This is a genomic window from Pseudonocardia ammonioxydans (genome assembly GCF_900115005.1).
Lineage (GTDB): Bacteria > Actinomycetota > Actinomycetes > Mycobacteriales > Pseudonocardiaceae > Pseudonocardia > Pseudonocardia ammonioxydans.
Genome location: NZ_FOUY01000046.1, coordinates 23,926 through 46,532, shown reverse-complemented (window position 1 = coordinate 46,532; position 22,607 = coordinate 23,926). Strand labels below are relative to the sequence as shown.

The window sequence follows — 22,607 nt, the reverse complement described above, 5'->3', positions numbered from 1 at the left end:
TCAACATGCACGACCTCTGGACGCTGCGCGGCGTCGGGATCAAGCCCGACCAGTTCCCCATGATCCTCGGCTGCGACGGTGCGGGGACCCTCCCCGACGGCACCGAGGTCGTCCTCTACCCGATCATCGGTGACCCGGACTGGCGCGGGGACGAGACCCTCGACCCCCGGCGCACGCTGCTCACCGAGAAGCACCAGGGCACGATGGCCGACAGGGTGATTGTCCCGGCCCGCAACGCGATCCCCGCCCCGAAGGGCCTCACCCCGGCGCAGGGGGCGGTGCTCGGCACCGCGTGGCTGACCGCCTACCGGATGCTGTTCACCCGGTCCGGGCTGCAGCCGGGCCAGACCGTGCTCGTCCAGGGTGCCTCCGGCGGTGTGTCGACCGCGCTCGTGCAGCTCGGGAAGGCCGCCGGGTTCCAGGTGTGGGTCACCGGCCGCGACGAGGAGAAGCGGGCGCTGGCCGAGCGGCTCGGCGCGGACGCGACCTTCGAGTCCGGGGCGAAGCTGCCGGGCAAGGTCGACGCCGTGATGGAGTCGGTCGGCGAGGCCACGTGGAAGCACTCGATGCGCGCCCTGCGCCCGGGCGGCCGGATCGTGATCTGCGGCTCGACCTCGGGCCCGAACCCGCCGGCGGACCTGCAGCGGCTGTTCTTCCTACAGCTCGAGGTCGTCGGGTCGACCATGGGGACGCGCGACGAGCTGGCCCAGCTCATGGACTTCGTCGCCACCGCCGGGATCGCGCCGGAGATCGGGACCGAGCTGCCGATGGACTCCGCGGCCGAGGCGTTCGAGACGATGGCGGCCGGACGGACGGCGGGGAAGATCGTGCTCACCCGCTGAGGCGTTACGTGATCGGGGTGTGATCTAGTCGTGATCCACCCGGACGGTGGTCCCCCGGGACCATCGGCCCTGGTCCACGCCATGTTCGTCACCGCAGTGTGACGACCGCCCGGCGCTGTGAACGGGTTTCCCCAGGATAGTGTCGGATTTCGGCCGAATGACAAGTACAGTCCGTCATCGTGACCGAGCCTTTCAGTCGACGGGCGTCGGGGACGGCCACCATGGCCGCCCCGACGCCTGGAGCCGCGGGTGTCGTCGAGTTCCTGGACCGGGTCGACCACGCCGTGGCCAGCGCCCTGTCCACCAACCCGTCCTCGACCGATGTCAGCCGTGACGGTTGGCGGGTCCTGCTGATGCTCGCCCGCGGCACCGGCCGCAGCATGGGCGAGATCGCGGGACACACGTCGCTCCCCGCTCCCACGGCGACCCGCATCGTCGACCGCCTGGTCGAGAAGAAGCTGGCCTACCGGTCGGCCGACCCGCTCGACCGCCGCCGCGTCCTCGTGCACCTCTCCGCCGAGGGGCGGACCGTCGTCGAGTCGGTCTGCCAGCGGGTGCAGCGCATCCTGTCCCCCCGCCGTGCTCCCGCCGCGCGCCCCGCCGCCTGCGACAGCACCATCCCCGGCCCCCGCACGGGATCCGTCCTGTAGCTCCCTCCTCCCCCACGTACACGTCGGGCCCGACCCCCTCGGGGGTCGGGCCCGCTCCATATCCGGTGCCGGCGAGTGCCGGTCCCGCTACTTCTTGGGCTTCTCCGTGGCCTGGCCGCCGCCGGTGGACAGCGCGGCGACGAAGGCCTCCTGCGGGACGTCGACGCGGCCGATCGTCTTCATCCGCTTCTTGCCCTCCTTCTGCTTCTCCAGCAGCTTGCGCTTGCGGCTGATGTCGCCGCCGTAGCACTTGGCGAGCACGTCCTTGCGGATCGCCCGGATCGTCTCCCGGGCGATGATCCGGGAGCCGACGGCGGCCTGGATCGGCACCTCGAACTGCTGGCGCGGGATCAGCTCGCGCAGCTTCGTCGCCATCGAGGTGCCGTAGGAGTACGCCGACTCCTTGTGCACGATCGCGGAGAACGCGTCGACCGGCTCCCCCTGCAGCAGGATGTCGACCTTGACCAGGTCGGACGCCTGCTCGCCGGCCTCCTCGTAGTCGAGGCTGGCGTAGCCACGGGTACGGGACTTCAGGGCGTCGAAGAAGTCGAAGATGATCTCGCCGAGCGGCATCGTGTAGCGCAGCTCGACCCGCGACTCGGACAGGTAGTCCATCCCGCCGAGCTGGCCGCGCCGGCTCTGGCACAGCTCCATGATCGCACCGACGAACTCCGCGGGCGCCAGGATCGTGATCTTCGTGATCGGTTCCCGGATCTCGGCGATCTTGCCCTCGGGCCAGTCGCTGGGGTTGGTCACCTCGAGCTCGGTGCCGTCGTCGGTGGTGACCTGGTAGACGACGTTGGGCGCGGTCGAGATCAGGTCCAGGTCGTACTCGCGTTCCAGACGGTCCCGGGTGATCTCCAGGTGCAGCAGGCCAAGGAAGCCGCAGCGGAAGCCGAAGCCGAGCGCGCCGGAGGTCTCCGGCTCGTAGGTGAGTGCCGCGTCGTTGAGCTGGAGCTTGTCCAGCGCCTCGCGCAGCATCGGGTACTGCGAGCCGTCGATCGGGTACAGCCCCGAGTAGACCATCGGCTGCGGCTCGCGGTAGCCGGTCAGCGGGAACTCCGCGCCGCCGCGCTTGGTGGTGACGGTGTCACCGACCTTCGACTGGCGGACGTCCTTCACCCCGGTGATCAGGTAGCCGACCTCGCCGACCCCCAGGCCGTCGGACGGCTTCGGCTCCGGGGACACGATGCCGATCTCGAGGAGCTCGTGCTCGGCACCGGTGGACATCATCTTGATCTTCGCCCGCGGGGTGAGCTTGCCGTCCACCACACGGACGTAGGTCACGACGCCGCGGTAGGTGTCGTAGACCGAGTCGAAGATCATCGCGCGGGCCGGGGCGTCGGACTCGCCGACCGGCGCCGGTACCTGGGCGACGACGGCGTCCAGCACGGCCTCGACCCCGTCACCGGTCTTGGCCGAGCACCGCAGCACGTCCTCCGGCTCGCAGCCGGTGATGTGGGCGATCTCCGCGGCGTACCGCTCCGGCTCCGCCGCCGGCAGGTCGATCTTGTTGAGGACCGGGATGATGTGCAGGTCCTTCTCCATGGCCAGGTACAGGTTGGCCAGGGTCTGTGCCTCGATCCCCTGCGCGGCGTCGACCAGCAGGATCGCGCCCTCGCACGCCTCCAGGGCCCGGGACACCTCGTAGGTGAAGTCCACGTGCCCGGGTGTGTCGATCAGGTGCAGCACGTGGTCGGTCTCGACGCCGTCGGCATCCTTCGCCCTCCACGGCAGCCGCACGTTCTGCGCCTTGATCGTGATCCCGCGCTCGCGCTCGATGTCCATCCGGTCCAGGTACTGGGCCCGGTAGTCACGCGCCTCGAGCACCCCGGTCATCTGCAGCATCCGGTCGGCCAGTGTGGACTTGCCGTGGTCGATGTGCGCGATGATGCAGAAGTTCCGGATACGCTCCGGCGGGGTGAACGTGCGGTCGGCGTACGTCGTCACTCGGCTCTACTCGGCTTTCGCAGTCGCGTCGGGGCAGGTGGCACTCGCGCCCATCGTCCCATGTCGCGCGGGACGGGTGCGGTGGTACCGGGCACGGGCCACCGCGGGGCGGCCGGCGGGCCCCGACCGGGCTCCGGTGACCCGCAGCGGGACCCCGGCACGCCGCTGGTAACCTTGTGCGTCGAGCGCTCGGCGTGCTCGCCCGGAACGGCCCTGGACCCTCTCTCCAGCCATGCCGTTCGGTGCCGCCGGAGCGGACCGGACGCAGAGCAAGCCAGAGACGCAGAGCAAGCAGACCAGCCGTACTGAGCAGGCAGGAAGACCAGAGGCAGACGTGGCCAACATCAAGTCGCAGATCAAGCGGGTCAAGACCAACGAGAAGCGCCGGCAGCGCAACAAGTCGGTGAAGTCGTCGGTCAAGACCGCCATCCGCCACTTCCGCGAGGCCGCTGACCAGGGCGCCGACAACACCACCGAGCTGCAGCGCAAGGCGGCCCGGGCCCTGGACAAGGCGGCCGGCAAGGGCGTCATCCACAAGAACCAGGCCGCGAACCGCAAGTCGGCCATGGCGAAGCGCCTCAACCAGACGGGCGCCTGAGCCCCACGGTTCACCGCACGACGGCGCCGCCCCGCTCGGGGCGGCGCCGTCGTCGTTTGTGCAGCCGTCGTCTGTGCGGCCCTCGTCTGTTCGGCCGTCGGTGTGCGGCCGGTCAGCGGGCCCCGCGGGCGTCCACGACGGCGAGCACGGCCCGCTCGAGCGCGTACTCCGGGTCCGCGGCGACGCCCTTGACGTCGGCGTTCACCCCGGCGGTCGCGGCGATCGCGACCGCCAGCTGCTCGGGCCGCCACTGCCGGACCGTCCCCTGCGCCTTGCGGATCTTCCACGGCGGCATGCCCAGCTCGCTCGCCAGCCGGTTCGGGTCGCCGCGGCCGGCGGACCCCACCTTGGCGAGGGTGCGGACCGAGTCGGCGAGCGCGTCGGCGATCAGCACGTGCGGGACGCCCAGCACCAGGGCCCAGCGCAACGCCTCCAGCGCACCCCGGCGGTCACCCGCGACGGCGGCGTCGGCCACGGCGAAGCCGGACGACTCGGCCCGGCCCCGGTAGTAGCGCCGCACCCCGGCCTCGTCGATCCGCCCGCCGGTGTCGGAGACGAGCTGACCGGCCGCCGATGCGAGCTCGCGCAGGTCGGAGCCGACCGCCTCGACGAGCACCGCGAGGGCGCCCGGCGTGATGGACCCGCCGTTGCGCCGGACCTCGGCGTGCACGAAGTCGGAGCGCTCGTCGGCACGGGTGATCCGCGCACAGGTCGTGACGTGCGCTCCGGACTTCTTCATCAGGTCCACCAGCGCCTTGCCCTTGGCGCCGCCCGCGTGCTGGACGACCAGGACGATCCCCTCGGCCGGGTCCCGCACGTACCGCGAGATCGCCGTGACCATGTCCTTGGTCGCGTCCTGGGCGTGCGTGAGCACGATCACGCGGCCCTCCGCGAACAGCGAGGGGCTCAGGTGCCCGGCGAGCTCGTCAGGCGCGACCTCGGAGGTCCGCAGCCGGTGCAGCTCGACCTCGGAGTCGTGCTCGCGCACCCGTCTGACCAGGTCGGACACTGTCCGTTCGGCCAGGAACTCCTCGTCCCCGACGACCAGCTGCAGCGGTGCGGGTGGGGTGCCGGCGTCACGGGTCCTGCTCACGGTCCCCATCGTGGCGCACACCCCCGACGAGCGGTCGGCCGCGTCCGGGATCGAGGTGGCGGCTGGCCACGAACACACGACGTCACGTAACGTCCTCCTCGCTCCGGCCGGTCCCCGGCCCGGACACACAACCGAATACGGCTCATCCAGAGGGGCAGAGGGAACGGCCCGTTGAAGCCCCGGCAACCGGCGTCGCACGACGATCCGCCCGGCCGCGCGTCCACGCGTGTGCCCGGACGTCGACGAACACGGTGCCAATTCCGACCCGCCGCCCGGCGGGACAGATGAGGAGATCTCGTGACTCTCACTGCTGCGCCCGAAACCACCTCCTACGACCTGGGGCCGGCGCGTGCGCTGTCCTGCCGGGAGTGCGGGCACCAGGTTCCGCTCGCGGCGGAGTTCGCCTGCCCGCAGTGTTTCGGCCCGCTCGAGGTGGCCTACGACTTCCCCGCGGTGACCCGGGCGTCGATCGAGGCCGGCCCGAAGTCGATCTGGCGCTACAAGGACCTGCTGCCCGTGCCGAGCACCGTGCACGAGCACGCGAACACCGAGCCCGGGCTGACCCGGCTGATCGAGGCCGACAACCTCGCCGCGGCGCTCGGCATCCGCAAGGTCTGGGTCAAGGACGACACCGGCAACCCCACGCACTCGTTCAAGGACCGCGTGGTCGCCGTGGCCCTGGCCGCCGCCCGTGAGCTCGGCTTCTCGGTGCTCTGCTGCCCCTCGACCGGCAACCTGGCCAACGCCGTCGCGGCCGCCGCCGCCCGCGCGGGCTGGGACTCGGTCGTGCTGATCCCGTCCTCGCTGGAGCAGCCGAAGATCATCACCACCGCGGTGTACGGCGGCACCCTGCTCGCGGTGGACGGCAACTACGACGACGTCAACCGGCTCGCCACCGAGCTGGCCGCCGAGCACGAGGACTGGGCGTTCGTGAACGTCAACGTCCGCCCGTACTACGCCGAGGGCTCCAAGACCCTCGGGTTCGAGGTCGCCGAGCAGCTCGGCTGGCGGCTGCCCGAGCAGGTCGTGGTCCCGGTCGCGTCCGGCTCGCAGCTCACCAAGATCGACAAGGGGTTCACCGAGCTCGCCACGCTGGGCCTGGTCGAGCCGACCCCGTACACCGTGTTCGGTGCCCAGGCCACCGGCTGCTCGCCGGTCGCGCGGGCCTTCGAGGACGGTCACGACGTGATCCAGCCGCAGAAGCCGGACACGATCGCCCGCTCGCTCGCGATCGGCAACCCCGCGGACGGTCCCTACGTGCTGGACTCGGTGCGCCGCACCGGCGGCTCGATCGGGCACGTGTCCGACGAGGAGGTCGTGGCCGGGATCCGGCTGCTCGCCGAGACCGAGGGCGTGTTCGCCGAGACCGCGGGCGGGGTCACGGTCGCGACCACCCGCAAGCTGCTCGAGGCCGGCGCGCTCGACCCGGACGCCGAGACCGTCCTGATGATCACCGGTGACGGCCTGAAGACGCTGGACGCCGTGTCCGGCGAGGTCGGTCCGACGGCCACGGTGCCGTCGACCAGCGCCGCCGTCCGCGAGGCGCTCGCGCAGCGCGGCTGAGGCACCGGGGCTCCTCCGCCCGGCCTCGTTCCGCCCCCGGACCGGGCGCCGGGCCCCCGGCTGCCGCCGGTGGGGCCCGCGGCCGCGGCGGCCCGGGGCCGGGCGGGGGTCGCCGCGGGCCACCAGTGTCAGCCCGCCGGGGTCGTCACCGGTGACGGCGACGTCGCCGGAGCGGTCGGTGCGGGCGACGGCCACACCCGAGCGTTCGAGCCGGTCCACCAGCTCCGGGTTCGGGTGCCGGTAGGTGTTGCCGTTGCCGACGCTGATCAGCGCGGCCCGCGGCCGCACGGTGTCCAGCAACCGCGGAACGATCTTGCGCGAGCCGTGGTGCGGCAGTTTGAGCACGTCGGCCCGCAGGTCGCCGCCCGCGTCGAGCAGGTCGTCCTGGGCGGCGAGCTCGACGTCGCCGGTGAGCAGCACCGTCCCGGCCGGGGTGCCGGCCCGCAGCACCAGCGAGCCGTCGTTGACCGCGGTCCCGTCGTCGCCGTCCACCGAGGACGGTGGGTGCACCGGGCCGAGCACCTCCAGGCGCAGGCCGGGCCACCCGAGGACCGCACCGCGCGCGAGCCCGACGACCGGGGCCCCGGCGGCCCCCGCGATGCGGGCGATCTCACGCAGCCCGGACGCCGGGTCGCGCACCGGGCCCACGGCGACGCCGCGCGCCGCCCGGCCGCGCACCGCTCCGGCCAGGCCGCCGTCGTGGTCGGCGTGGAAGTGCGTGATCACCACGAGCTCCAGTACCCGTACCCCGAGCCGGTCCAGGCAGGCGTCCACGGCGTCGTCGGTGGGGCCGGTGTCGACGAGGACGGCGTGGCCGGGCACCCCGGTCGCGAGCACGAGCGCATCGCCCTGACCGACGTCGCAGGCGATCACGCGCCACCCGGCGGGCGGCCAGCCGGGTGGCACGAACCGGGTCGGCACCAGCACGATCAGCGCGCCGACCAGCAGCGCCACCAGCAGCGCCCGCAGCCGCGGCACCCGCCCCATCGCGAGCAGTCCCAGCAGCAGACCGGCGAGCAGCAGCGCGCCGCCCGTCCCGGCCGGCCACGGCACGGTCGCCCCGGGCACGGCGGCCGCGCGGTCGCCGACCAGCACCAGCCAGTGCACGAACGGCCCGGCCAGCCACGCGCACGCCCACGCCGCCTCCGGGCTCGCCGCCGAGAGCACGGCACCGAGCACCCCGAGCACGGTCGCCGGTGCCACGGCGGGGGCCGCGAGCAGGTTCGCCACGATCGTGACCAGGCCGATCTGCCCGTTCAGCCCGGCGATCAGCGGGGCGGTCGCCAGCGCAGCCGCCACCGGGACGACGAGTGCCTCGGCCGGTCCGGACGGCACGCCCCGGTCCTTCAACGCCGCCGTCCAGCCCGGACCGAGCAGCACCAGGGCACCGGTGGCGACGACCGACAGGGCGAACCCGGCGTCGACGCCCAGCGCCGGGTCGTACAGCAGCAGGCCGAGCACGGCGGCCGCCAGCGCCGGTACGGCGGAGCGGGCCCGCCCGGCCGCGAGCGCGAGCAGCACCACCGCGCCCATCACCGCGGCCCGCAGCACCGACGGCGACGGCCGGGCCAGCAGCACGAACCCGATCAGCGCGAGCAGCGCGGCCGCCGCGGCGAGCCGGGGGTCGGTGCGCAACGCGCGGAGCAGGAGCAGCACGGCGCCCGTCACGACAGCGACGTTGGCGCCGGCGAGTCCAGCAGAGGACATGTAGACGGCCCCGGCCGGCGGATCGCACCCGCGCGACCAGGGCCTTGACGCGACCCCCTGGAGGTCACGCCCGTGTCCGATCCTGCCCGACCCCTCCCCCAGCGCCGCCGGCCCGCCCGGCACCGCGCCCACCCCCAGACCTGGCCGCTGACCGCACGTCGGCCCGGCACCGCCCGGATCCTGGCCGCACTCGCCGCCAGCGCCGGCGCGGCCGCCGTAACGTTCGCCCTGACCGTCCTGCTGCTGCCGGTGGTGCTCGGATGACCGGCCCGGACCGGATCCGCGACGCCGTCCGCGACGTCCTGCACACCGGCCCACCCGACCGGGGGTTCCCCGACGACCGGCCGGGCGAGTGCCGCTGGTGCGGTGTCTCCGACGGCGACGTCCTGGCACTGGTGCACGCCTCCGGCCACGACACCGCCCAGGGGCACGGCGAGTGCGCGGAGCCCGGCTACGCGCCGACGCCGGCGTGCACCGGCTTCCCCGACGCCTGCGGTGCCGGGCCCGGCGAGCCGTGCCGGGACGCCGCCTGCCCGTCGCTGGCCGCCGAGCCGGCCCCGGCCGAGGTCGGCCCGCACCTGGTCACCTACACCCAGCCGCACCCGGACCACGGCACGTGGACGTCGCCGCCGCTGCGGTTCCCGACCCGCACCGACGCAGACGACTACGTCGCCGCCGTGACCCTGCTGGCCGGTCCGGGCGCGGCCAGCCGGCGCACCTGGTCGGTGCGGCCGGAGGGCTCCCAATGACCGGCCGGGAGCGGGTGTCCGAGCACCTGGACGGCGGCCGCCGGTACCGGGTCCGGGAGTCCAGCGACGGCGCGGTCACCGTCGAGCGCCGCGAGCACGACGGCTGGCAGCTCCTCGACGACCGGGAGGCGCGGGCAGTGGTCGACCGGCTGTCCGGCCGGCCGGAGAACGACCAGCAACCATGATCATGAAACGGGGCGTTGCACGCGTTGCGACGCCCCGTTTCACGTCCTGCGCCTCCGATCGAGCACGATCCGGCGCGACGTGACCCGCTGGCACAGCCTGCGCCACCCGATGATCCGGGCCCTGACCAGCAGGAACGGTCGCGGCGAGGGGGTGCGCCGGCGCAGCACCGACCTCGCCCTCGCGATCGCGCGTATCCGGGGAATCCGGCCCGGCGCGGCCCGCAACGGCCCGCAGGTGTCACATCCGGCCCCGGCTGACCCGCCGACCGACCCGATGCAACGCCCTGACCTGCACTAACAGCACGTGCAACGCCTCCCGTGACGGGTGGCGCACCTCGACCGGACGGAGCGTTTCGTGAACGTCCCGTGGTGGCCGATCCTGATCATGGTCGCCGCCGTCGTGCCCATCGCCTGGTGCACGGTGCGGCCCTGGGCAACGTGCCGGTGCTGCCGGGGTGAGCGCACCCACCGGCACCCACAGACCCGCCGGTTCGTCCGCCACTGCACCGCCTGCGCCGGATGGGGAACTGTGGAGCGGCCCGGCCGGCGGACGCTCCGCCGGCTCACCGGCAGCCGGGTGTTCCGCGAGCCGCCGGCCCGGCCGATCGACGGCCAGACCTTCGCCGGGAACGCACCGCTCGCCGGTGGTGGCCGTCGGCCACGCCGGGCCCGCACCGGCCACACATCCGGCCGGCCGGAACGCCCGAGCACCCGCCGGCGATGACCAGCACGGAGGTGGTCCCCGTGCCCGAGCCCTGCCCCGTCGCCGTCGCCTGCTGGTCCTGCCGGTCCACCGACGGCCTGCGCGCCGTCGTCGCCTCCAGCCCGGACGGAGACCTGTGCTGGACCGCCTGCTCCCGGTGCGCGGCCGGCGGGGTGCACCTGCGGATCACCCGCGACGCCGGGCTCCGGCTCGCCCGCGAGCACCGCGAGCACGCCGGACCGGGCCGGCCGTAGCGGCGCGCCTCGGTCGTGCCGCCGGCGCTGGTCGCGACCCTGGAGCGGTGAGCGCCCCCACCAGCACGACCAGCAGCACCGCCACCGTCGGCCCCGGCACCGTGACCGCGATCGTCGCCCTCACCGGCGTCGTCGACGACACCGGCGACCGGCTCGCCGTCGGATGCTTCGCCCGCACACTGCGGGCCCGCCGGCCCGGGTTCTGCGTCGGGCAGGACTGGAACCGCACCGCCGGCATCACCACCGACATCCGCGAGCTGCGCCCCGGCGACCCCGCCCTACCCGCGACCGCGCCGGACGGCACCCGCTGGCCGGCCGGTGCCGGCGCGCTGGTCGCCACCGCCCGCTACATCGACACGAGGGACGGCCGCGACGCCCGCGCCCTGGCCCGCGCCGCCGGCGACGGCCAGTCCTACGGCATCGGCTACCGGGTCCCCGACGGCGGCGCCCGCCACCGGGGCGGCGTCCGCGAGATCACCGACCTCGACCTCTACACCTGGGGACCCGTCCTCCACGGCACGTCGCCGTTCACCCGCCTCACCGAGATCAAGTCCCCGCACGAGGGCATGGAGGTCAAGGCCGTGGCCGGTACCGCGATCCGCTCCGTCGTCGACCCCGTCGACATGGCCGCCTGCGTGCTGTGCGGCCGCCCCGCCGTCGGCACCCCCACCGGGGACGGACCCCTCCCGCCGACCGCGACCGCCGCGCTCACCTGCGCCGGCTGCGCCGACCGGGTCGTCGCCGATCTGCTCGCCGAACGCGGCGACGACCAGACGGAGCGGGCCGCCGGCGAGCTGACCTGCGCGTTCTGCGGGGAACGGGCCGGCGGCCGGATCGGCGGCCGCGACCTCGGCCGCGACGTCATCTGCCCGGCCTGCGTCGCCCTCATGCGGGACCTGGCCGACGACAACCGGCGCGCCGCACGCGGCGACGTGCCGCTCACCGGGCCCGAGGAGTACGACGCCGCCCGGGCGTTCCAGCGGCCGCTGACGATGGACGCCGGCGCGAACCTGGTGCCCGACGACAGCGCGGCCGGGCTCGGCTGGTCGCCGACGACCTCGGCTCGCCGGCGCTACTGAGCCGGCGGCGGACCCAGCAAGCGGGCGGGAGGCGCGCGGTCAGGGAGGGAGACGCGAGTACGGGCCCGGCAGTGCACCCGGGTGTTCTCAGTCGAGCCGCCCTCGCAGCGCCGCGTACGCCAAGCGCAACCGACCCCGCCGTGGCCTGCGCGCATCCGGGTCCACCCCGGCAGGTACCGGCTCGTACGCCTGGCGTGCGTCGGAGTAGGTGAACACCACCGTCCCGCCGCCCACACGCTCGTCAACGTCGCGACCCTCGTTGCTGTAGGCGGACTGCCGCCAGCGGGCCAGCCGGGCAGCGTCGGTGAACTCGACGGTGCACATGATCGGAGGCTCGTCGGTCGGCCAGCCGGACCGGTCACCGTCCGGGAACGCCGCCGTCATCCGGCCGATGGGCACGTAGGTGTGCTCAGGCGTCGTCAGGATCGGCACGTCCAGCCCGGACGCCTCGGCGAGCACGACGCCGTCGCTGCGCCGAACGACCCGCACCGCCGACACGTAGCCGGAGTGCGGGGAGTCGTTGCGCAGCACCAGGTCAGCCACGAACGGCGACGATGTCACCCGCGCACCCCTCGGACTGATCGCGATGTAGTTCAGCTCCGGTCGGGTCACCCGCGACAGCGCCTCCGCCGCCCGGGCGGCCGTCTGATCGGCACGACCGGCGGTGCGCAACGACGCCTTCGCGCTCATCCACGATGCCCCTGCCGCGACGGCCGCGATGACCGGCCCGACGATCTGCGCCCACACCTGGAGCGCCACGAGCACGGTCACAGCCCCACGCCGGCCAGGGCGTTGTCCCGCCACCGGTCGACCGACCGCACGTAGGACAGCACTACCGGCGAGCCCGGCGCCCACCGGCCGTGGGCGGCGATCGTCGACACCGGCGCCCCGGCCCGGTAGGCGGCCGTCGCCCCGCCCGCGCGCAGCGAGTGCGCGGAGTAGCCGCCCGGGTTCGGCAGCCCGGCCCGCCGGGCGGCGGCCTGCACCAGGTCACCGAGCCCGTCGGCAGACAGCGACGACCCGATGCGGCCGTGCCGGGTCACCGACCGCAGCAGCCGGCCCGTCGTGTGCCCGTGCTCGGCGAGCATCGCCCGCCACGCCCGCACCAGCCGGGCCGGGTCGGTGTCGGCGTGCTGCCCGTGCGGGATCGCGACCTCGACACCGTGCGCGTCCTGGTCGGTCTTCGACGCCCGGATCAACACCAGCAGCCCGTCGTCGGTCTCGGTGACGTCGTCCAGGTCCAGTGCGACCAGCTCGGAGCGCCGGCCCATGAGGGCAAGTCCGAGCACCAGGGCGACCCGGTCCCGCAGGCCGCGCGCAGTGGCCGGGTCGGTGGTGTCGACCATCGCCCGCAGGCTGTCGATCGTGACCGGCACAGCCTGGCGGGCGCGGCCCCCGCTCTCGGCGCGCTGCCGACGGTGCCCGCGCAGCACCCGGCGGGCCGCCTCGGTGTCCGGGGCACCCCGGTGGCCGGCCGTGCGGTGCGCGGTGCGGACGGCGGCGATGGCCTGTTCGATCGACGTCGGGGCCTGGCCGGCGTCAGCGAGCTGGGCGACGTACTCGGCCAGCGTCTCCGGCGTCGCCGGCAGGGCGGTGCGGCCGGCGAGGTCGCACCAGTCGGTGAACGCGGCCCACTGGCGGGAGTAGGCGCGGCGGGTGTTGGTGGGCACGGACTCCACGATCCGCGCCCGGGTCGCCTCGGACAGGTAGGCGTCGACGGCGGGTCGCACCGCGAGGGCCGTGCCCGTCTCGGCCGGCACCAGGTCCACACCCGCGCTGTCGATCATGACCGTCCCCAATTCTGACTCCCGATAACATGCCTTATCGGGAGTTTAATCGGACGCAGGCAAGCGGCCGTTACCGCGACCGGCGAGCGCCTACGCCGCCCCCGGCCCGCCGTCGTCCGGCCCGGCGGTGCCGTGGAGCCACCCCACCCTGTACGCGACCCCGGTCCCGGTCATCGGCGGCGGAGCCTGCCCCGGCCCATCCGGCTCCGCCCACGCGCCCGCCCCGCCCTCCGACACCGGGTAGCCCTCCGCCGGCGTTCGCCAGGTCTGCGACTCCCGGGCACGCTCACTGGCCGGGTGCGGCCACGACCGGTCCGCCTCCTGCTCGCTCTGCTCCGCCATGCCCCCAGGGTCGCGGCCGGCGAGCCCCGACACCGGGAGGCGCCCCGGCCCCGTCACCGCCGGGTGCCCCGCCTCGACCAGCCGGCGCCGCCGCTCCACGTCGTCCACACCAGCCAGCACAGCACGGCCGCGACGCCGGCGGCACCGACCCCGTTCACCCGGTTCACGATCGCGAACCGGACCGCCACCCGGAGACGCCGCGCCGGGACCGGCCAGCCTGGTCTCGGCTGCGGGTCGTGGCGCCGCTATCGTCCCGCCGCATGGCGACCTACGTGCATGTCTTCCTCGACCTCACCCAGGAGGTCACCCTCAATGACGTCCGCGAGTTCGTGCGACAGGCCGAACGAGTCGGCGTCGCCGACGACCAGGAACTGCGCAAGCACAACGACGACGGTGACCTCACCGATCTGGAGGGCATCGGCGGCGTGCCCAGCGACGCCAGCGAGTAGCCGCCCGGGGCGGCGCACGCCCGGAGCAGCCCGGTCACGCCCACGTTCCGAACTCCCGGGCCAGCTCGGCGACGACCAGCGGCCCGAGGCGTTCGCTCTGGTCGCCGACCACCGGCCCGCCCGCAGCACGCGCCGCCGCCTCCAGTTCCGCACGCACCCGCTCCCGCCGACGGTTCGGCCGCGTCTCGGACACCACCAACAGCCCGCCGGCCGCCGCACGCAACCGCTGATCCACCGCCACCCGATCCCGGATCGTCCCCCGAGGCCGCAGAGCCCGCGCGAGCCGCCAGACCATCGACGTGGTCGGCCGGCGGTGCCCCGACTCCAACCGACGCACCGTGCTCGGATGCGCGTCCACCCGGTGCGCGAGATCAGCGCCGGTCCACCCCAGCGCCGCCCGCTCCGCCGCCAGCACCGACCCGAACCCGGCCCGCAGCGCCGACCGCTCGGCAGCCGGCACCTCACCCAGCTCACGGCGGCGCGGCCGCGCCTGCGGGATCACCGAGCACCCCGCGCCGGGCCGCGACCAGCGCCAGCCGGGCGCGGCGCCAACGGCCCACCCACCGGGTGCAAGCACGCGATCTCCCCGACCACACAGCGGCACGCGAGCAGCCGGGGCCCCGCCACCGTCGGCGTCACCGGCGTCACCCGCCCGCACCGGCGACACCGCCACCCGTCCCGGCCGGCAGGGAAGCACCGCGTCCCTGTCCAGGTCGGCAGGCCGTGCACACAGCCCGGCACGTCGGTCATGCCGGCCGTCACCGGCGGCGGCCGCTCCTCCGGACGCGGCGGACGCCCCGTCGACGGCCAGAACACCGGCGGAGGCCACGGCGCCCCACCGGCCACTGCCGCCGCCCGCAACCACGCCACACTCCTACGGCCCTCCGCGACCCGGTCCGCGTCCGGGGCCAGGGCGTCCGCGACGGCGGCCAGCCCGGCCGCCGCCACCGGCTCCGGCACGGCCGGCTCCGGCGGCCGCTCCCGCTCCGCCCGCTGAGCCCAGCGGGCCAGCGACCAGCGATCCGCGATCGCCACCCACAGCGTCGACGTCTCCGCGTTCCGCGACGGGCAGCGCGCCGTCCACACCGAGCCGCCCGCGACCTCCCCGAACTCCACGCCGAACCGGCGCCACCGCGACGTCCACGCGGCCAGCATCCGGGCCAGGATCGCCACGTCGTCCGGGTCGGCGACGTCGAACCGGCCACCCGGCACCGTCGACACCAGCGCGGCCCCCAGCCGCACCAGCGGCACCCAGCCGGCCGGGCTCGCACCGAGCACCGCACGGGCCGCCTCGCCGACGCGCCGCGACGCCGACGACTCCGGCCCCAGCCCGTGCCCGAGGGTGCCGACCTCCGCCGCCTCCGCGCCACGGCGCCGGTGCTCCGGCGCCAGCGCTACGGGCCCCTGAGATCGCCGCTGCCGGTCCGGGGATGCCGGGACATCGGGGCGGGCCGGAACGGACGGGAGCGCGGGAGCAGGGCCGGCGACCACGTCCACACGGGCCGCGCCCACACCAGCCATCACCCGGGGCGGTGTTGCCGTTCGCGCGCGCGCCGGGTCCCGCCCGCTCACGACACCGTCCACATGCACTCACCGCAGGCACCCGCCATGTACAGCAGCGGCCCCGCCTGGAGCGCCACCTGGCGTAGACCGTCACCGACCTCCACACCACCGGTGACCCGACCACACCCGTCACACCGCATGTCCGCGTCCGAGCGCGGCCGCAGCGCCAGCAGGTGCGTGCACTGCCGGCACACCACCAGCCCTGGCCGCCACGCCGCCGCCACGACCGGCCCCGGACGGACCGGAGTCGGCGCGTGCAGACACGTCTCACCGGTGCACAGCGCCCACCGCGCGAACGCGTCGGCCAGACCCAACCGCGCCCACGCCGGCACCGAACGCGGATCGACCGCCACCCGCTCCCCGTCCAGCGCACCAGCCGCGAGCGTCATGCTCTCCGCCTGCTCTGCCGTCGCCGCCTCGACCTGGTCCGCCAGCCCGGGCGGCAGCAGATCCGCACCGAGCACCGCGATCGCCGCGAGCACATCCGGAGGCGCCTCGGTCAGCAGCCGGTCGAACGCCAGCGCGGCCGGCCCCGTCGGGTCGGTAGTGGGCATGGTCAGAACCTCCGGTTGTGGATCTTGAGTCGGGATGTCACACGAGACCGGGGGACCAACCCCCCGAGACGACGACGAGACCGCCGGCGGTGGGCGCTCGCCGCCCCGATCGCCTGGCGTTGCGGGGCGAAACGCCCCTTTAGAGGAGGAGGAGGGGGGTGCTACCCCTACTTCGTGTGAGATCTCTGTGCGCCTCACGAGGGAGCAGCCCCGGCTTCGTGTGACAAATCCATGCAGGTCAGACCGGTCATCACATCGCGGACGACCTCGGCATCGGCATCGGCGAGCCGCCAGCGGGTCGACACCCGGCCGTCCGCCGCCGTACCGCTCTCCGTAGCCGGTGCGTCCGGCCCCTCCGAGCCGTCCCCACCGAGGACGATCGCGTCCACCACACCGACCGTGGACAGCTCCTCCAGCGCCCGTGCCGTGACGTTCCAGTGCAGCGGCCGCGCCCCCGGCGCCTCGCCGGCCAGACGCGCCACCTGCGCCGTGCTCACCGGCTCCGAGCACCCCGCCAGCGCCCGCAGCACCCCGGCCCGCTGCGCCGGCATCGAGTCGACCGCCAGGCGCCGGACCACCACGGCCGCGTCCTGCTCCGAGAGCCCGAGCGCCAGCACGCCGCGCGCGACGACGTCGAGCTGCCGCACCAACCGCATCGGCGCCTCGACCGTCGCGACACCCTCGACCTCGCGCCGGCCGTAGGCCGCGCGCGGCACCGACGCCCGACCCCACGCCGTCACCTGTGCCGCATCCTCGATCAGCGCCGCCAACGGCTCCGACAGGTCCGCGTCGTTGTCCAGACGGGTCCGCGCCGTCGCCACCAGCTCGGCGACCAGCTTCGCGCCGTGCGCCCGGTGCTCAGGCAGGTCCCGGGCCCGGCACATCCGGGCCGCCTCCCGACTCTGCGCCCGGGTCATGGGGTGCGGGCGGCACGACAGCCACCGGTCACCGAGCGCGGCCGTGTGGTTCGCGTACCGGTCGATCACCGATGTCGCGCCGCCGATGATGTGGATCCGGCCGGACCAGGACAGCGACCCGGGCACGGCCGCGCCCGACGGGGCCGCAACGTCCCGGACCACCTCGCCGTCGGCGACCCGGCGCAGCAGCGCGTACACCGCGTCCCGACCGCCGTGGTCAGAGCCGGCCAGCAGCGTCGACAGGTCCCCGAGCGTCAGCAGGCCGCGCCGGATCCGGGTCAGCACCCCGACCGGGTGCGGCTTCCGGCCCTTCGACCAGCTCAGCAGGCCAGCGACAGTCACATCGTCCAGACGCGCCTCCGCCACCGCGTCGAACAGCCGGATGATCTCCGTCTTCCCGGACGACGGGTCGGAGATCAGCAGAAGCCACGCCGGGTCGCCCTCGCCGTCCCGCGCGCCCACCGCGACCGCCAGCGCCGCCACCAGCGGCACGACGTCCGGCATCAGCAGCCACGTCCGCAGGAACGCCAGCAGGCCCGCGAGCAGGTCCGCCGGTGCCCGCTCGCTCGGCGCGATCACGACCGCGCGGGCGTCGTCCAGCGCCAGTGGCTCGGCGCGCTCTCCGATTGACTCAGCGGCCGCAGCGGTGCCGTCGGAGACCGGGCTCAGCGCCGGACGTCGCCGATCGCGGTCCGGCCGCTGCGCCTGGTACGCCTGCGCCTTCGCCCAGGATCGGTCGAACTCCACCAGCGCGCGCGGCGCGAACCGCCCGATGTGCGGTAGCGCGTGCTCCACCACCAGCGCGAACGACTCGTCGCGGCCGTAGCCGAACACCACGGCGAGGGACACGAGCTGCTGCCACGCGTTGGACTTGTTCGGTGCCTCGGTGAACCCGTCGACCGCGCGGCGCAGCCGATCGGGCAGGTTCGTCGGGGCCGGCACCGTCTCCGGGGCGTCCGCTGTCCCGCCAGCGGCTACGGGTAACGGCGGAGCCGGCTGGTCCAGATCGACCCCGAGCACGTCGGCCAGCTCCGCGAGCGACCACACCCGCCCGGTCCAGCCGATCGGCGCGACCGGCAGCGGCGGCCCCGTCGGCCCCGACGCCGGCACCGTCGGCTTCGCGTTCACCGTGCCCGGCAGCCGGAGCAGGTCGTTGTCGGCGATCTTGTCGTCGACCCCGCCCCCGAGCCGGTCGCGGAGCGCACGCTGGCACTGCACCCAGCGGGCCCGATCGTCCAGCGGGGCGTCCAGCAAGACGATGCCGTGCTCGTGCCCGTCCGTGCCCGACGCGGTCCGCAGCGACGCCAGCAGGTCGTACAACTCGCCGTCCGCCGCCGGGCCGTCCATGTCGGCGTGCAGCAGCGTCGGCGGGAGCGCGTTGCTGCCCTTGGGATTGGTCGGCCCGCGCCGGCCACGGCTCGTCCGCAGGTGCGGCGTCACGTAGACGTCGACCGACAGGTTCCCGTCGTCGGCAGCCGCCAGCAGCTCCGCGACCTCCCCGAGTAGCTCATCCCGAGACGCCGGCCACGCATACGAGCGCTCCACCCAGCGCCGATGCTCGTAGCGGCCCTCGGCGTTGCGGAACGGGTCGAGCCCCCAGGCCATCGCGACGTAGCCGCGCCGGTCGCCGAACACGACATCGAGCCACCGAGCGGCCTCCGCCTTGCGCAGATGCAGGCTCGGCCGCTTGTCGTCTACGTCGTCTAGGGGCCCGTCGTCCGGGTCCAGGTACGCCCCGGCCGTCATCGCGCCACCGCCGGAACGTCCGCGACCTGCGCCGAGAGGACGAGGCCGTCGTGCTCCACGACCCGCAGCAGCGTCGTCGGCGCGACCCTCACGACACTGACGACGGCGAGCCGGCGCAGCCGGCGCGGCACCGGCCGGCCGGCCATGATCTCCAGGGCGACGCACTCGGTCCACGCCAGCCGGCGACGCAGCAGCGGCCGCACCCCGGCCGCGCGCAGGCGGTCCAGCTCGGCTACGTCGTCGCGGGTGCGGTCGCGCTCGGCAGCCGCGACCGGGCAACCGTCACGATGCCAGCCGGTAGGGGCAGATTGGTGCCCGCCGGCGCCGACGGGCGGGGTCGCCTCGGCGCCGCAGTCCGGGCACGTCGGCGGGGTCGCCGGGCCGTTGCCGGATCGGCTAGTCTGGTCTCGCATCGTACGACCTCTCGATTGAGGTCCGCGCTGGTCAGAACGGTCGCCCGGGGAGGGAACTGGAACGCCTGACGAGCACGGACGATGGGACCGGCCCGGGTGGCGACCCGGGCCGGTTCTGCTTGTCAGGGGTGGGTGGCCGCGCCAGCACCGGCGAGCTGGCGAACCTCGGCCAGGACGTCCGGCCAGTGCGGACGCTCGTGAGACGACAGCGTCGGCATCCCGGCCGCCCGCACGACGCCCTCGGTGACCTCCACCGCGTCCGCCGGCAGCCGCCGGAAGATGTCCAGCAGGGACCGGCCCCGGTCGCCGCCGATCGGCGGGGGCACCGTCACGCCGGTACCGCCCCGGACCGGGTCGGCGGGGCCAGCCGGTCGCCACCAGCACCTACCGGCCTGGTCGAGCCAGGCGATACGGGAGGCGAGCACACGCCGGGCGACCGACTCCGCCAGCGACAGCGTCGTCGTCCGCGCGGCGCGGACGACGTCCCGCCGGACCAGGGCCGCAACCTCGTCTGCCACCTCGTCGGCGACCGCCTGGACGTCGGTGAGGCGACCTCCGAACGGGTCGTCGGGCACATGCCCGAGGGCGCGGTCCCGGCAGAATGCGGCGACCATCTCGCCGGTCAGGTCCCGCGAGGTCGACGCACCGTGGCGCGTGCCCACGATCCGGTCGCCGTCGGCGACTTCCCAGCGGTGTCCGGTGTGGACCGCGTCGGCGAGCAGGTCACGGGCCGTCGTCACCGACGCGACGTCGCCCAGCCTCGCCATCGTCGCCGCGACCCGGCGGCCGACCGGGCTCCCGTACGGCGGGAGCGGCAGCGCGGCGTTCACGCGGCCACCTCCCCGGTACGGGCCGGCGCCGGCTGCTCACCGGCCGGGACGGCGAGCATCGCCCGCAGCCGTGCGCGGGTCGCGTCGTCGACGGGCGGGGCATCGGCGACGGCAGCCTTCACGGCTGCCCGCCACTCCGGCGACGTTCGGTCGATCCCCCGGGTCCGAGCGGGGGCCCCGCCGGCCGTCACGCCGGCACCGCCTCGGGGCGGGCGACCTGCGGCAGCACTGCGACCAGGGAAGCGACCTCGTCGGGGTGGAGCGGGTCGACGCCGGCCATGAGGTCGGCGAGCACGTAGCGGGCGCGGATTACGGCGTAGCGGCGGGTGGCGTCACGGGCCACCGGGTGATCGGCGGGGTACGACTGGAGGGCCCTGGCCTTGACCATGCGGGCTCGGACCAGCGGCTTCGGAGCTGCGGGCATCGGTGCCTCCGGGCACGACGGATCGTCGTCCCGGGTCGGTGCCCGCTCCGGTGGATCATGGGCGGCACCCGATGGGAAGGGTGGCGGGATCGGTTCATGTCGGCCGCCCGCTCGCCGGCCGCCTGCAATGGCGACAGTCCAACCATACCGATGCGGTGGTGGTCAGCTCGCAGCGACGCGCGCCCGCCCCCGCACGATCGCCTCCGCCGTGCCCCGCCCGCCGTGGTTCGCGAGGTCGAACAGGTCGATCTCCGCCAGCCAGCAGGACGCCGCCCCGTCGAGCAGCAGCGCCAGCGACTCCCCCGCCAGCCGGTGCTCGCCCCGCACGGTGCGCCGGCCGCGCCGGTCCCGGGGCGCCCGGGAGCAGTGCTCGCAGCGCCCCACCCACTCCGGCCACGCCCCGCCCGCACGGTGGAACAGCCGAGACCGGCGGTGCTCCGACCGAGGTGCCGCCGGCTCCCGCTGGTACGCCTCCGCCCCGAGGTGCGGACGGACCGACCGGTCGTGCTGGTCGTACGGGGCCGGCGCGAGCGGCCCGCACGACGCCCCGTGCCACACGTCCATCTCGGACCAGAACGCGTCCACGTCGTGCACCCGGGCGCCGCCGCCGTGCCGGCACACGATCCGCGCCTGCTCGGCCATCGGCACGCCGGGTACCGGGCCCCAGTCGACGGCGGTCACGCTGCCGCCTGCCGTCCCGGCCGCCGCCACTTGATCCGGACCAGCGATGGGTCGAAGTCGGTGCGGCCCCGGTACGTGCCGGGCCGGCGCATGATCCGGATGTCGGCGAGCATCCGGATGATCTCCCGCTTCTGTTCCGGCTCCAGCGCCTCCCAGCGGGCGGCCGCGTCGGGGCCGGCGACCTCGTCCAACAGCGCCGGTACCTCGACCGGCTGCACGCGGCGTTCGGCGTCGGCGACGCGGGCGACCAGCCCGGGCTCCAGGTCCAGGAACGAGACGATCGAGACGGTGCGCGCCTTCGCGGCCGCGCGCAGCGCCTCCAGGTCGGCCCGGGCTTCCTCCAGGTCGCGGCGGGCAGCCGCCCGGGCGTCGGCACTGTCCTCCGGGGCGAACATGTCCAGCATGTCCGGCTGCGACAGCCGTTCCACGATCACGTCGGTGACGTAGGCGTCGACGAACTCGATCTTGCGGCTGACGCAGAACCGGCGGGCCCCGGCCATGTGCTGCGCCCGATTGCCCGCGCACGCGTACGACGGAGTTCCCCGGTTCTTGATCCTGCGGATCTTCCCGCCGCACTCCCCGCACGTCGCCAGCCCCGTGAGGAGGTACTTCGCCGATGCGTCGGTCTGCGACCGGCGGGCGGGGTCGGCGAGCATCCGCACGATCGCCCGGTGCGTCGCGAGCGGGATGATAGCCGGCCACGCAGCGGTGACCTCGTCGAGCACCTTGCCCTGGTGCACCCGCAGCCCCGCCATCGCCGGCGAGGCGACGACGTCCTCCACCTGGTCCACGCGCCACGGTTGGCCCGGCCCCTGCACCCCTGACCGGTGCATCCGGTGCGTCTCCGGCGAGGGCACGCAGTCGTCGTTCATCTTCCGGGCGAGCCGGTAGAACGCGACACCGCGCCGGACCTGCCCGGCCAGATAGCGGACGATCTTCGCCGTGTCCGGGTCGACCTCCTGCCGGATCAGCGCCTTCGTGTGCTGGTCGTAGACGCGGCGGTACCCGTACGGGATGCGACCGTGCGGGAGACCCTTCCGGGCGCGGGCGGCGACGTCGCGCCGGATCCGCTTGGACGTGGTGCCGGACTCCCGGACCGCCAGTGCCGCAGCGAGATCGAGCATGAACCCGTCGTCCGGGTCGCCCGGATCGTGCACGCGGCCGTTGACCGTGATCTTCACACCCTGCGCAGTGCACGCCCCGACCAGCGCGGCCCACACCGGCCGGTCCCGGGTGGCACGGCTGATCTCCCAGACCCACAGCTCATCCACGTCACCGGACATGATCATGTCCATTGTGGCCTGCCAGCCGTCGCGGACCTTGCCGCGCGCATATCGGGATGCACTGATGCCGTCGTCGCGGAACGTGGCGAGCACGTCCACCCCGTCCCGCTCGGCGAGCCGGTGGAGTTCGTCGAGCTGCTGGCCGACGGACTTCGCGTCGTGCTGGCCGCGCTCGTCGCCGGTCGCGAGCCGGGACACCCGGGCGTAGGCGACGGCCCGACGGGGTGAGGACGGTGGGTTCACCC

26 protein-coding genes, 1 pseudogene and 1 riboswitch are annotated in these 22,607 nt (G+C 74.7%); of the genes and pseudogenes, 11 read left to right on the top strand and 16 right to left on the bottom strand.

Annotated features, from left to right (window positions below):
* Together BM093_RS28905 and BM093_RS28900 are read left to right on the top strand one after the other, a co-directional pair.
* A partial coding sequence (locus BM093_RS28905) for a zinc-binding dehydrogenase (RefSeq protein WP_093353606.1) occupies positions 1-842 on the top strand: 842 nt, incomplete at its 5' end.
* Positions 843-1,021: 179 nt separating this feature from the next.
* A complete protein-coding gene (locus tag BM093_RS28900; protein ID WP_143105563.1) occupies positions 1,022-1,492 on the top strand; it encodes a MarR family winged helix-turn-helix transcriptional regulator in 471 nt (156 codons plus the stop codon).
* Between the two features lie 87 nt (positions 1,493-1,579).
* Here the strand turns inward: BM093_RS28900 and lepA are convergent, their stop codons facing one another.
* Positions 1,580-3,442, bottom strand: a complete 1,863-nt coding sequence (gene lepA, locus BM093_RS28895) for a translation elongation factor 4 (protein ID WP_093353572.1) — start codon at positions 3,440-3,442, stop codon at positions 1,580-1,582.
* A gap of 334 nt (positions 3,443-3,776) precedes the next feature.
* Between lepA and rpsT the strand changes: the two genes are divergently transcribed.
* Positions 3,777-4,040, top strand: a complete 264-nt coding sequence (rpsT, locus tag BM093_RS28890; RefSeq protein ID WP_093353567.1) for a 30S ribosomal protein S20 — start codon at positions 3,777-3,779, stop codon at positions 4,038-4,040.
* Between the two features lie 112 nt (positions 4,041-4,152).
* Here the strand turns inward: rpsT and holA are convergent, their stop codons facing one another.
* A complete protein-coding gene (gene holA, locus BM093_RS28885; RefSeq protein ID WP_093353601.1) occupies positions 4,153-5,142 on the bottom strand; it encodes a DNA polymerase III subunit delta in 990 nt (329 codons plus the stop codon).
* 130 nt (positions 5,143-5,272) lie between these two features.
* Positions 5,273-5,424, top strand: a riboswitch (SAM riboswitch).
* 6 nt (positions 5,425-5,430) lie between these two features.
* Here holA and thrC point away from each other — a divergent pair.
* Entirely contained in the window at positions 5,431-6,696 is a 1,266-nt protein-coding gene (gene thrC / locus BM093_RS28880; RefSeq protein ID WP_093353562.1) for a threonine synthase, read from the top strand.
* A 1,041-nt stretch (positions 6,697-7,737) separates the two neighbouring features.
* Here thrC and BM093_RS37615 read toward each other — a convergent pair.
* Positions 7,738-8,403, bottom strand: a pseudogene (locus BM093_RS37615) (ComEC/Rec2 family competence protein); the annotation flags it as partial.
* A gap of 72 nt (positions 8,404-8,475) precedes the next feature.
* On the opposite strand from BM093_RS37615, the gene BM093_RS28870 reads away from it, so the two are divergent.
* The 6 genes from BM093_RS28870 to BM093_RS36260 all read left to right on the top strand — a co-directional run bounded on the left by BM093_RS28870 (position 8,476) and on the right by BM093_RS36260 (position 11,373).
* Positions 8,476-8,667 carry a hypothetical protein gene (locus BM093_RS28870; RefSeq protein ID WP_093353557.1) on the top strand — a complete coding sequence of 64 codons (192 nt, stop codon included), beginning with the start codon at positions 8,476-8,478 and terminating at the stop codon, positions 8,665-8,667.
* Positions 8,664-9,152, top strand: coding sequence for a hypothetical protein (locus BM093_RS28865; RefSeq protein WP_093353552.1), 489 nt, complete (start codon positions 8,664-8,666; stop codon positions 9,150-9,152). Before BM093_RS28870 ends, BM093_RS28865 begins: the two co-directional genes overlap by 4 nt.
* Positions 9,149-9,337: a hypothetical protein gene (locus tag BM093_RS28860; RefSeq protein ID WP_093353547.1), complete on the top strand. Its 189-nt coding sequence runs from the start codon at positions 9,149-9,151 to the stop codon at positions 9,335-9,337. Before BM093_RS28865 ends, BM093_RS28860 begins: the two co-directional genes overlap by 4 nt.
* Positions 9,338-9,416: 79 nt before the next feature.
* Positions 9,417-9,635, top strand: a complete 219-nt coding sequence (locus BM093_RS28855; RefSeq protein WP_093353532.1) for a hypothetical protein — start codon at positions 9,417-9,419, stop codon at positions 9,633-9,635.
* Between the two features lie 422 nt (positions 9,636-10,057).
* Entirely contained in the window at positions 10,058-10,294 is a 237-nt protein-coding gene (locus tag BM093_RS28845) for a hypothetical protein (protein WP_093353523.1), read from the top strand.
* A gap of 47 nt (positions 10,295-10,341) precedes the next feature.
* Positions 10,342-11,373: an HK97 family phage prohead protease gene (locus BM093_RS36260; protein WP_093353519.1), complete on the top strand. Its 1,032-nt coding sequence runs from the start codon at positions 10,342-10,344 to the stop codon at positions 11,371-11,373.
* Positions 11,374-11,460: 87 nt separating this feature from the next.
* On the opposite strand, the gene BM093_RS28835 is transcribed toward BM093_RS36260, so the two are convergent.
* From BM093_RS28835 to BM093_RS28825, 3 genes are all read right to left on the bottom strand, one after another.
* Positions 11,461-12,144, bottom strand: a complete 684-nt coding sequence (locus BM093_RS28835; protein ID WP_093353516.1) for a hypothetical protein — start codon at positions 12,142-12,144, stop codon at positions 11,461-11,463.
* Entirely contained in the window at positions 12,141-13,160 is a 1,020-nt protein-coding gene (locus BM093_RS28830) for a site-specific integrase (RefSeq protein ID WP_093353513.1), read from the bottom strand. Before BM093_RS28830 ends, BM093_RS28835 begins: the two co-directional genes overlap by 4 nt.
* 90 nt (positions 13,161-13,250) lie before the next feature.
* On the bottom strand, positions 13,251-13,610 hold the full coding sequence (locus BM093_RS28825) for a hypothetical protein (RefSeq protein WP_143105562.1): 360 nt from the start codon (positions 13,608-13,610) through the stop codon (positions 13,251-13,253).
* A gap of 152 nt (positions 13,611-13,762) precedes the next feature.
* On the opposite strand from BM093_RS28825, the gene BM093_RS28820 reads away from it, so the two are divergent.
* The gene (locus tag BM093_RS28820) at positions 13,763-13,951 is read left to right on the top strand and encodes a hypothetical protein (protein WP_093353504.1); all 189 of its coding nucleotides are present in this window, start codon (positions 13,763-13,765) and stop codon (positions 13,949-13,951) included.
* Positions 13,952-13,985: 34 nt separating this feature from the next.
* Here BM093_RS28820 and BM093_RS36255 read toward each other — a convergent pair whose 3' ends face one another.
* The 10 genes from BM093_RS36255 to BM093_RS28785 form a co-directional block, all read right to left on the bottom strand.
* Positions 13,986-14,453 (bottom strand): helix-turn-helix domain-containing protein, encoded by a 468-nt coding sequence (locus tag BM093_RS36255; RefSeq protein ID WP_093353499.1) that lies wholly within the window; start codon positions 14,451-14,453, stop codon positions 13,986-13,988.
* Positions 14,450-15,472 carry a hypothetical protein gene (locus BM093_RS36250; RefSeq protein ID WP_177238765.1) on the bottom strand — a complete coding sequence of 341 codons (1,023 nt, stop codon included), beginning with the start codon at positions 15,470-15,472 and terminating at the stop codon, positions 14,450-14,452. The genes BM093_RS36255 and BM093_RS36250 overlap by 4 nt, the downstream gene beginning before the upstream one ends.
* Before the next feature lie 47 nt (positions 15,473-15,519).
* Positions 15,520-16,068: a hypothetical protein gene (locus BM093_RS35415; RefSeq protein WP_143105560.1), complete on the bottom strand. Its 549-nt coding sequence runs from the start codon at positions 16,066-16,068 to the stop codon at positions 15,520-15,522.
* Between the two features lie 194 nt (positions 16,069-16,262).
* Entirely contained in the window at positions 16,263-18,731 is a 2,469-nt protein-coding gene (locus BM093_RS28805) for a hypothetical protein (protein WP_093353490.1), read from the bottom strand.
* A complete protein-coding gene (locus BM093_RS35410) occupies positions 18,728-19,144 on the bottom strand; it encodes a hypothetical protein (protein WP_143105559.1) in 417 nt (138 codons plus the stop codon). Before BM093_RS35410 ends, BM093_RS28805 begins: the two co-directional genes overlap by 4 nt.
* A 122-nt stretch (positions 19,145-19,266) precedes the next feature.
* On the bottom strand, positions 19,267-19,974 hold the full coding sequence (locus BM093_RS28795; protein WP_093353482.1) for a hypothetical protein: 708 nt from the start codon (positions 19,972-19,974) through the stop codon (positions 19,267-19,269).
* Positions 19,971-20,096, bottom strand: coding sequence for a hypothetical protein (locus BM093_RS38050; RefSeq protein ID WP_281248743.1), 126 nt, complete (start codon positions 20,094-20,096; stop codon positions 19,971-19,973). The genes BM093_RS28795 and BM093_RS38050 overlap by 4 nt, the downstream gene beginning before the upstream one ends.
* A gap of 65 nt (positions 20,097-20,161) precedes the next feature.
* Complete coding sequence (locus tag BM093_RS36805) at positions 20,162-20,398, bottom strand: hypothetical protein (RefSeq protein WP_218162976.1); 237 nt, start codon at positions 20,396-20,398, stop codon at positions 20,162-20,164.
* A gap of 162 nt (positions 20,399-20,560) precedes the next feature.
* Positions 20,561-21,079 carry a hypothetical protein gene (locus BM093_RS28790; RefSeq protein WP_143105558.1) on the bottom strand — a complete coding sequence of 173 codons (519 nt, stop codon included), beginning with the start codon at positions 21,077-21,079 and terminating at the stop codon, positions 20,561-20,563.
* A complete protein-coding gene (locus BM093_RS28785; protein ID WP_177238764.1) occupies positions 21,076-22,605 on the bottom strand; it encodes a recombinase family protein in 1,530 nt (509 codons plus the stop codon). The genes BM093_RS28790 and BM093_RS28785 overlap by 4 nt, the downstream gene beginning before the upstream one ends.
* Between the last annotated feature and the right edge of the window lie 2 nt (positions 22,606-22,607).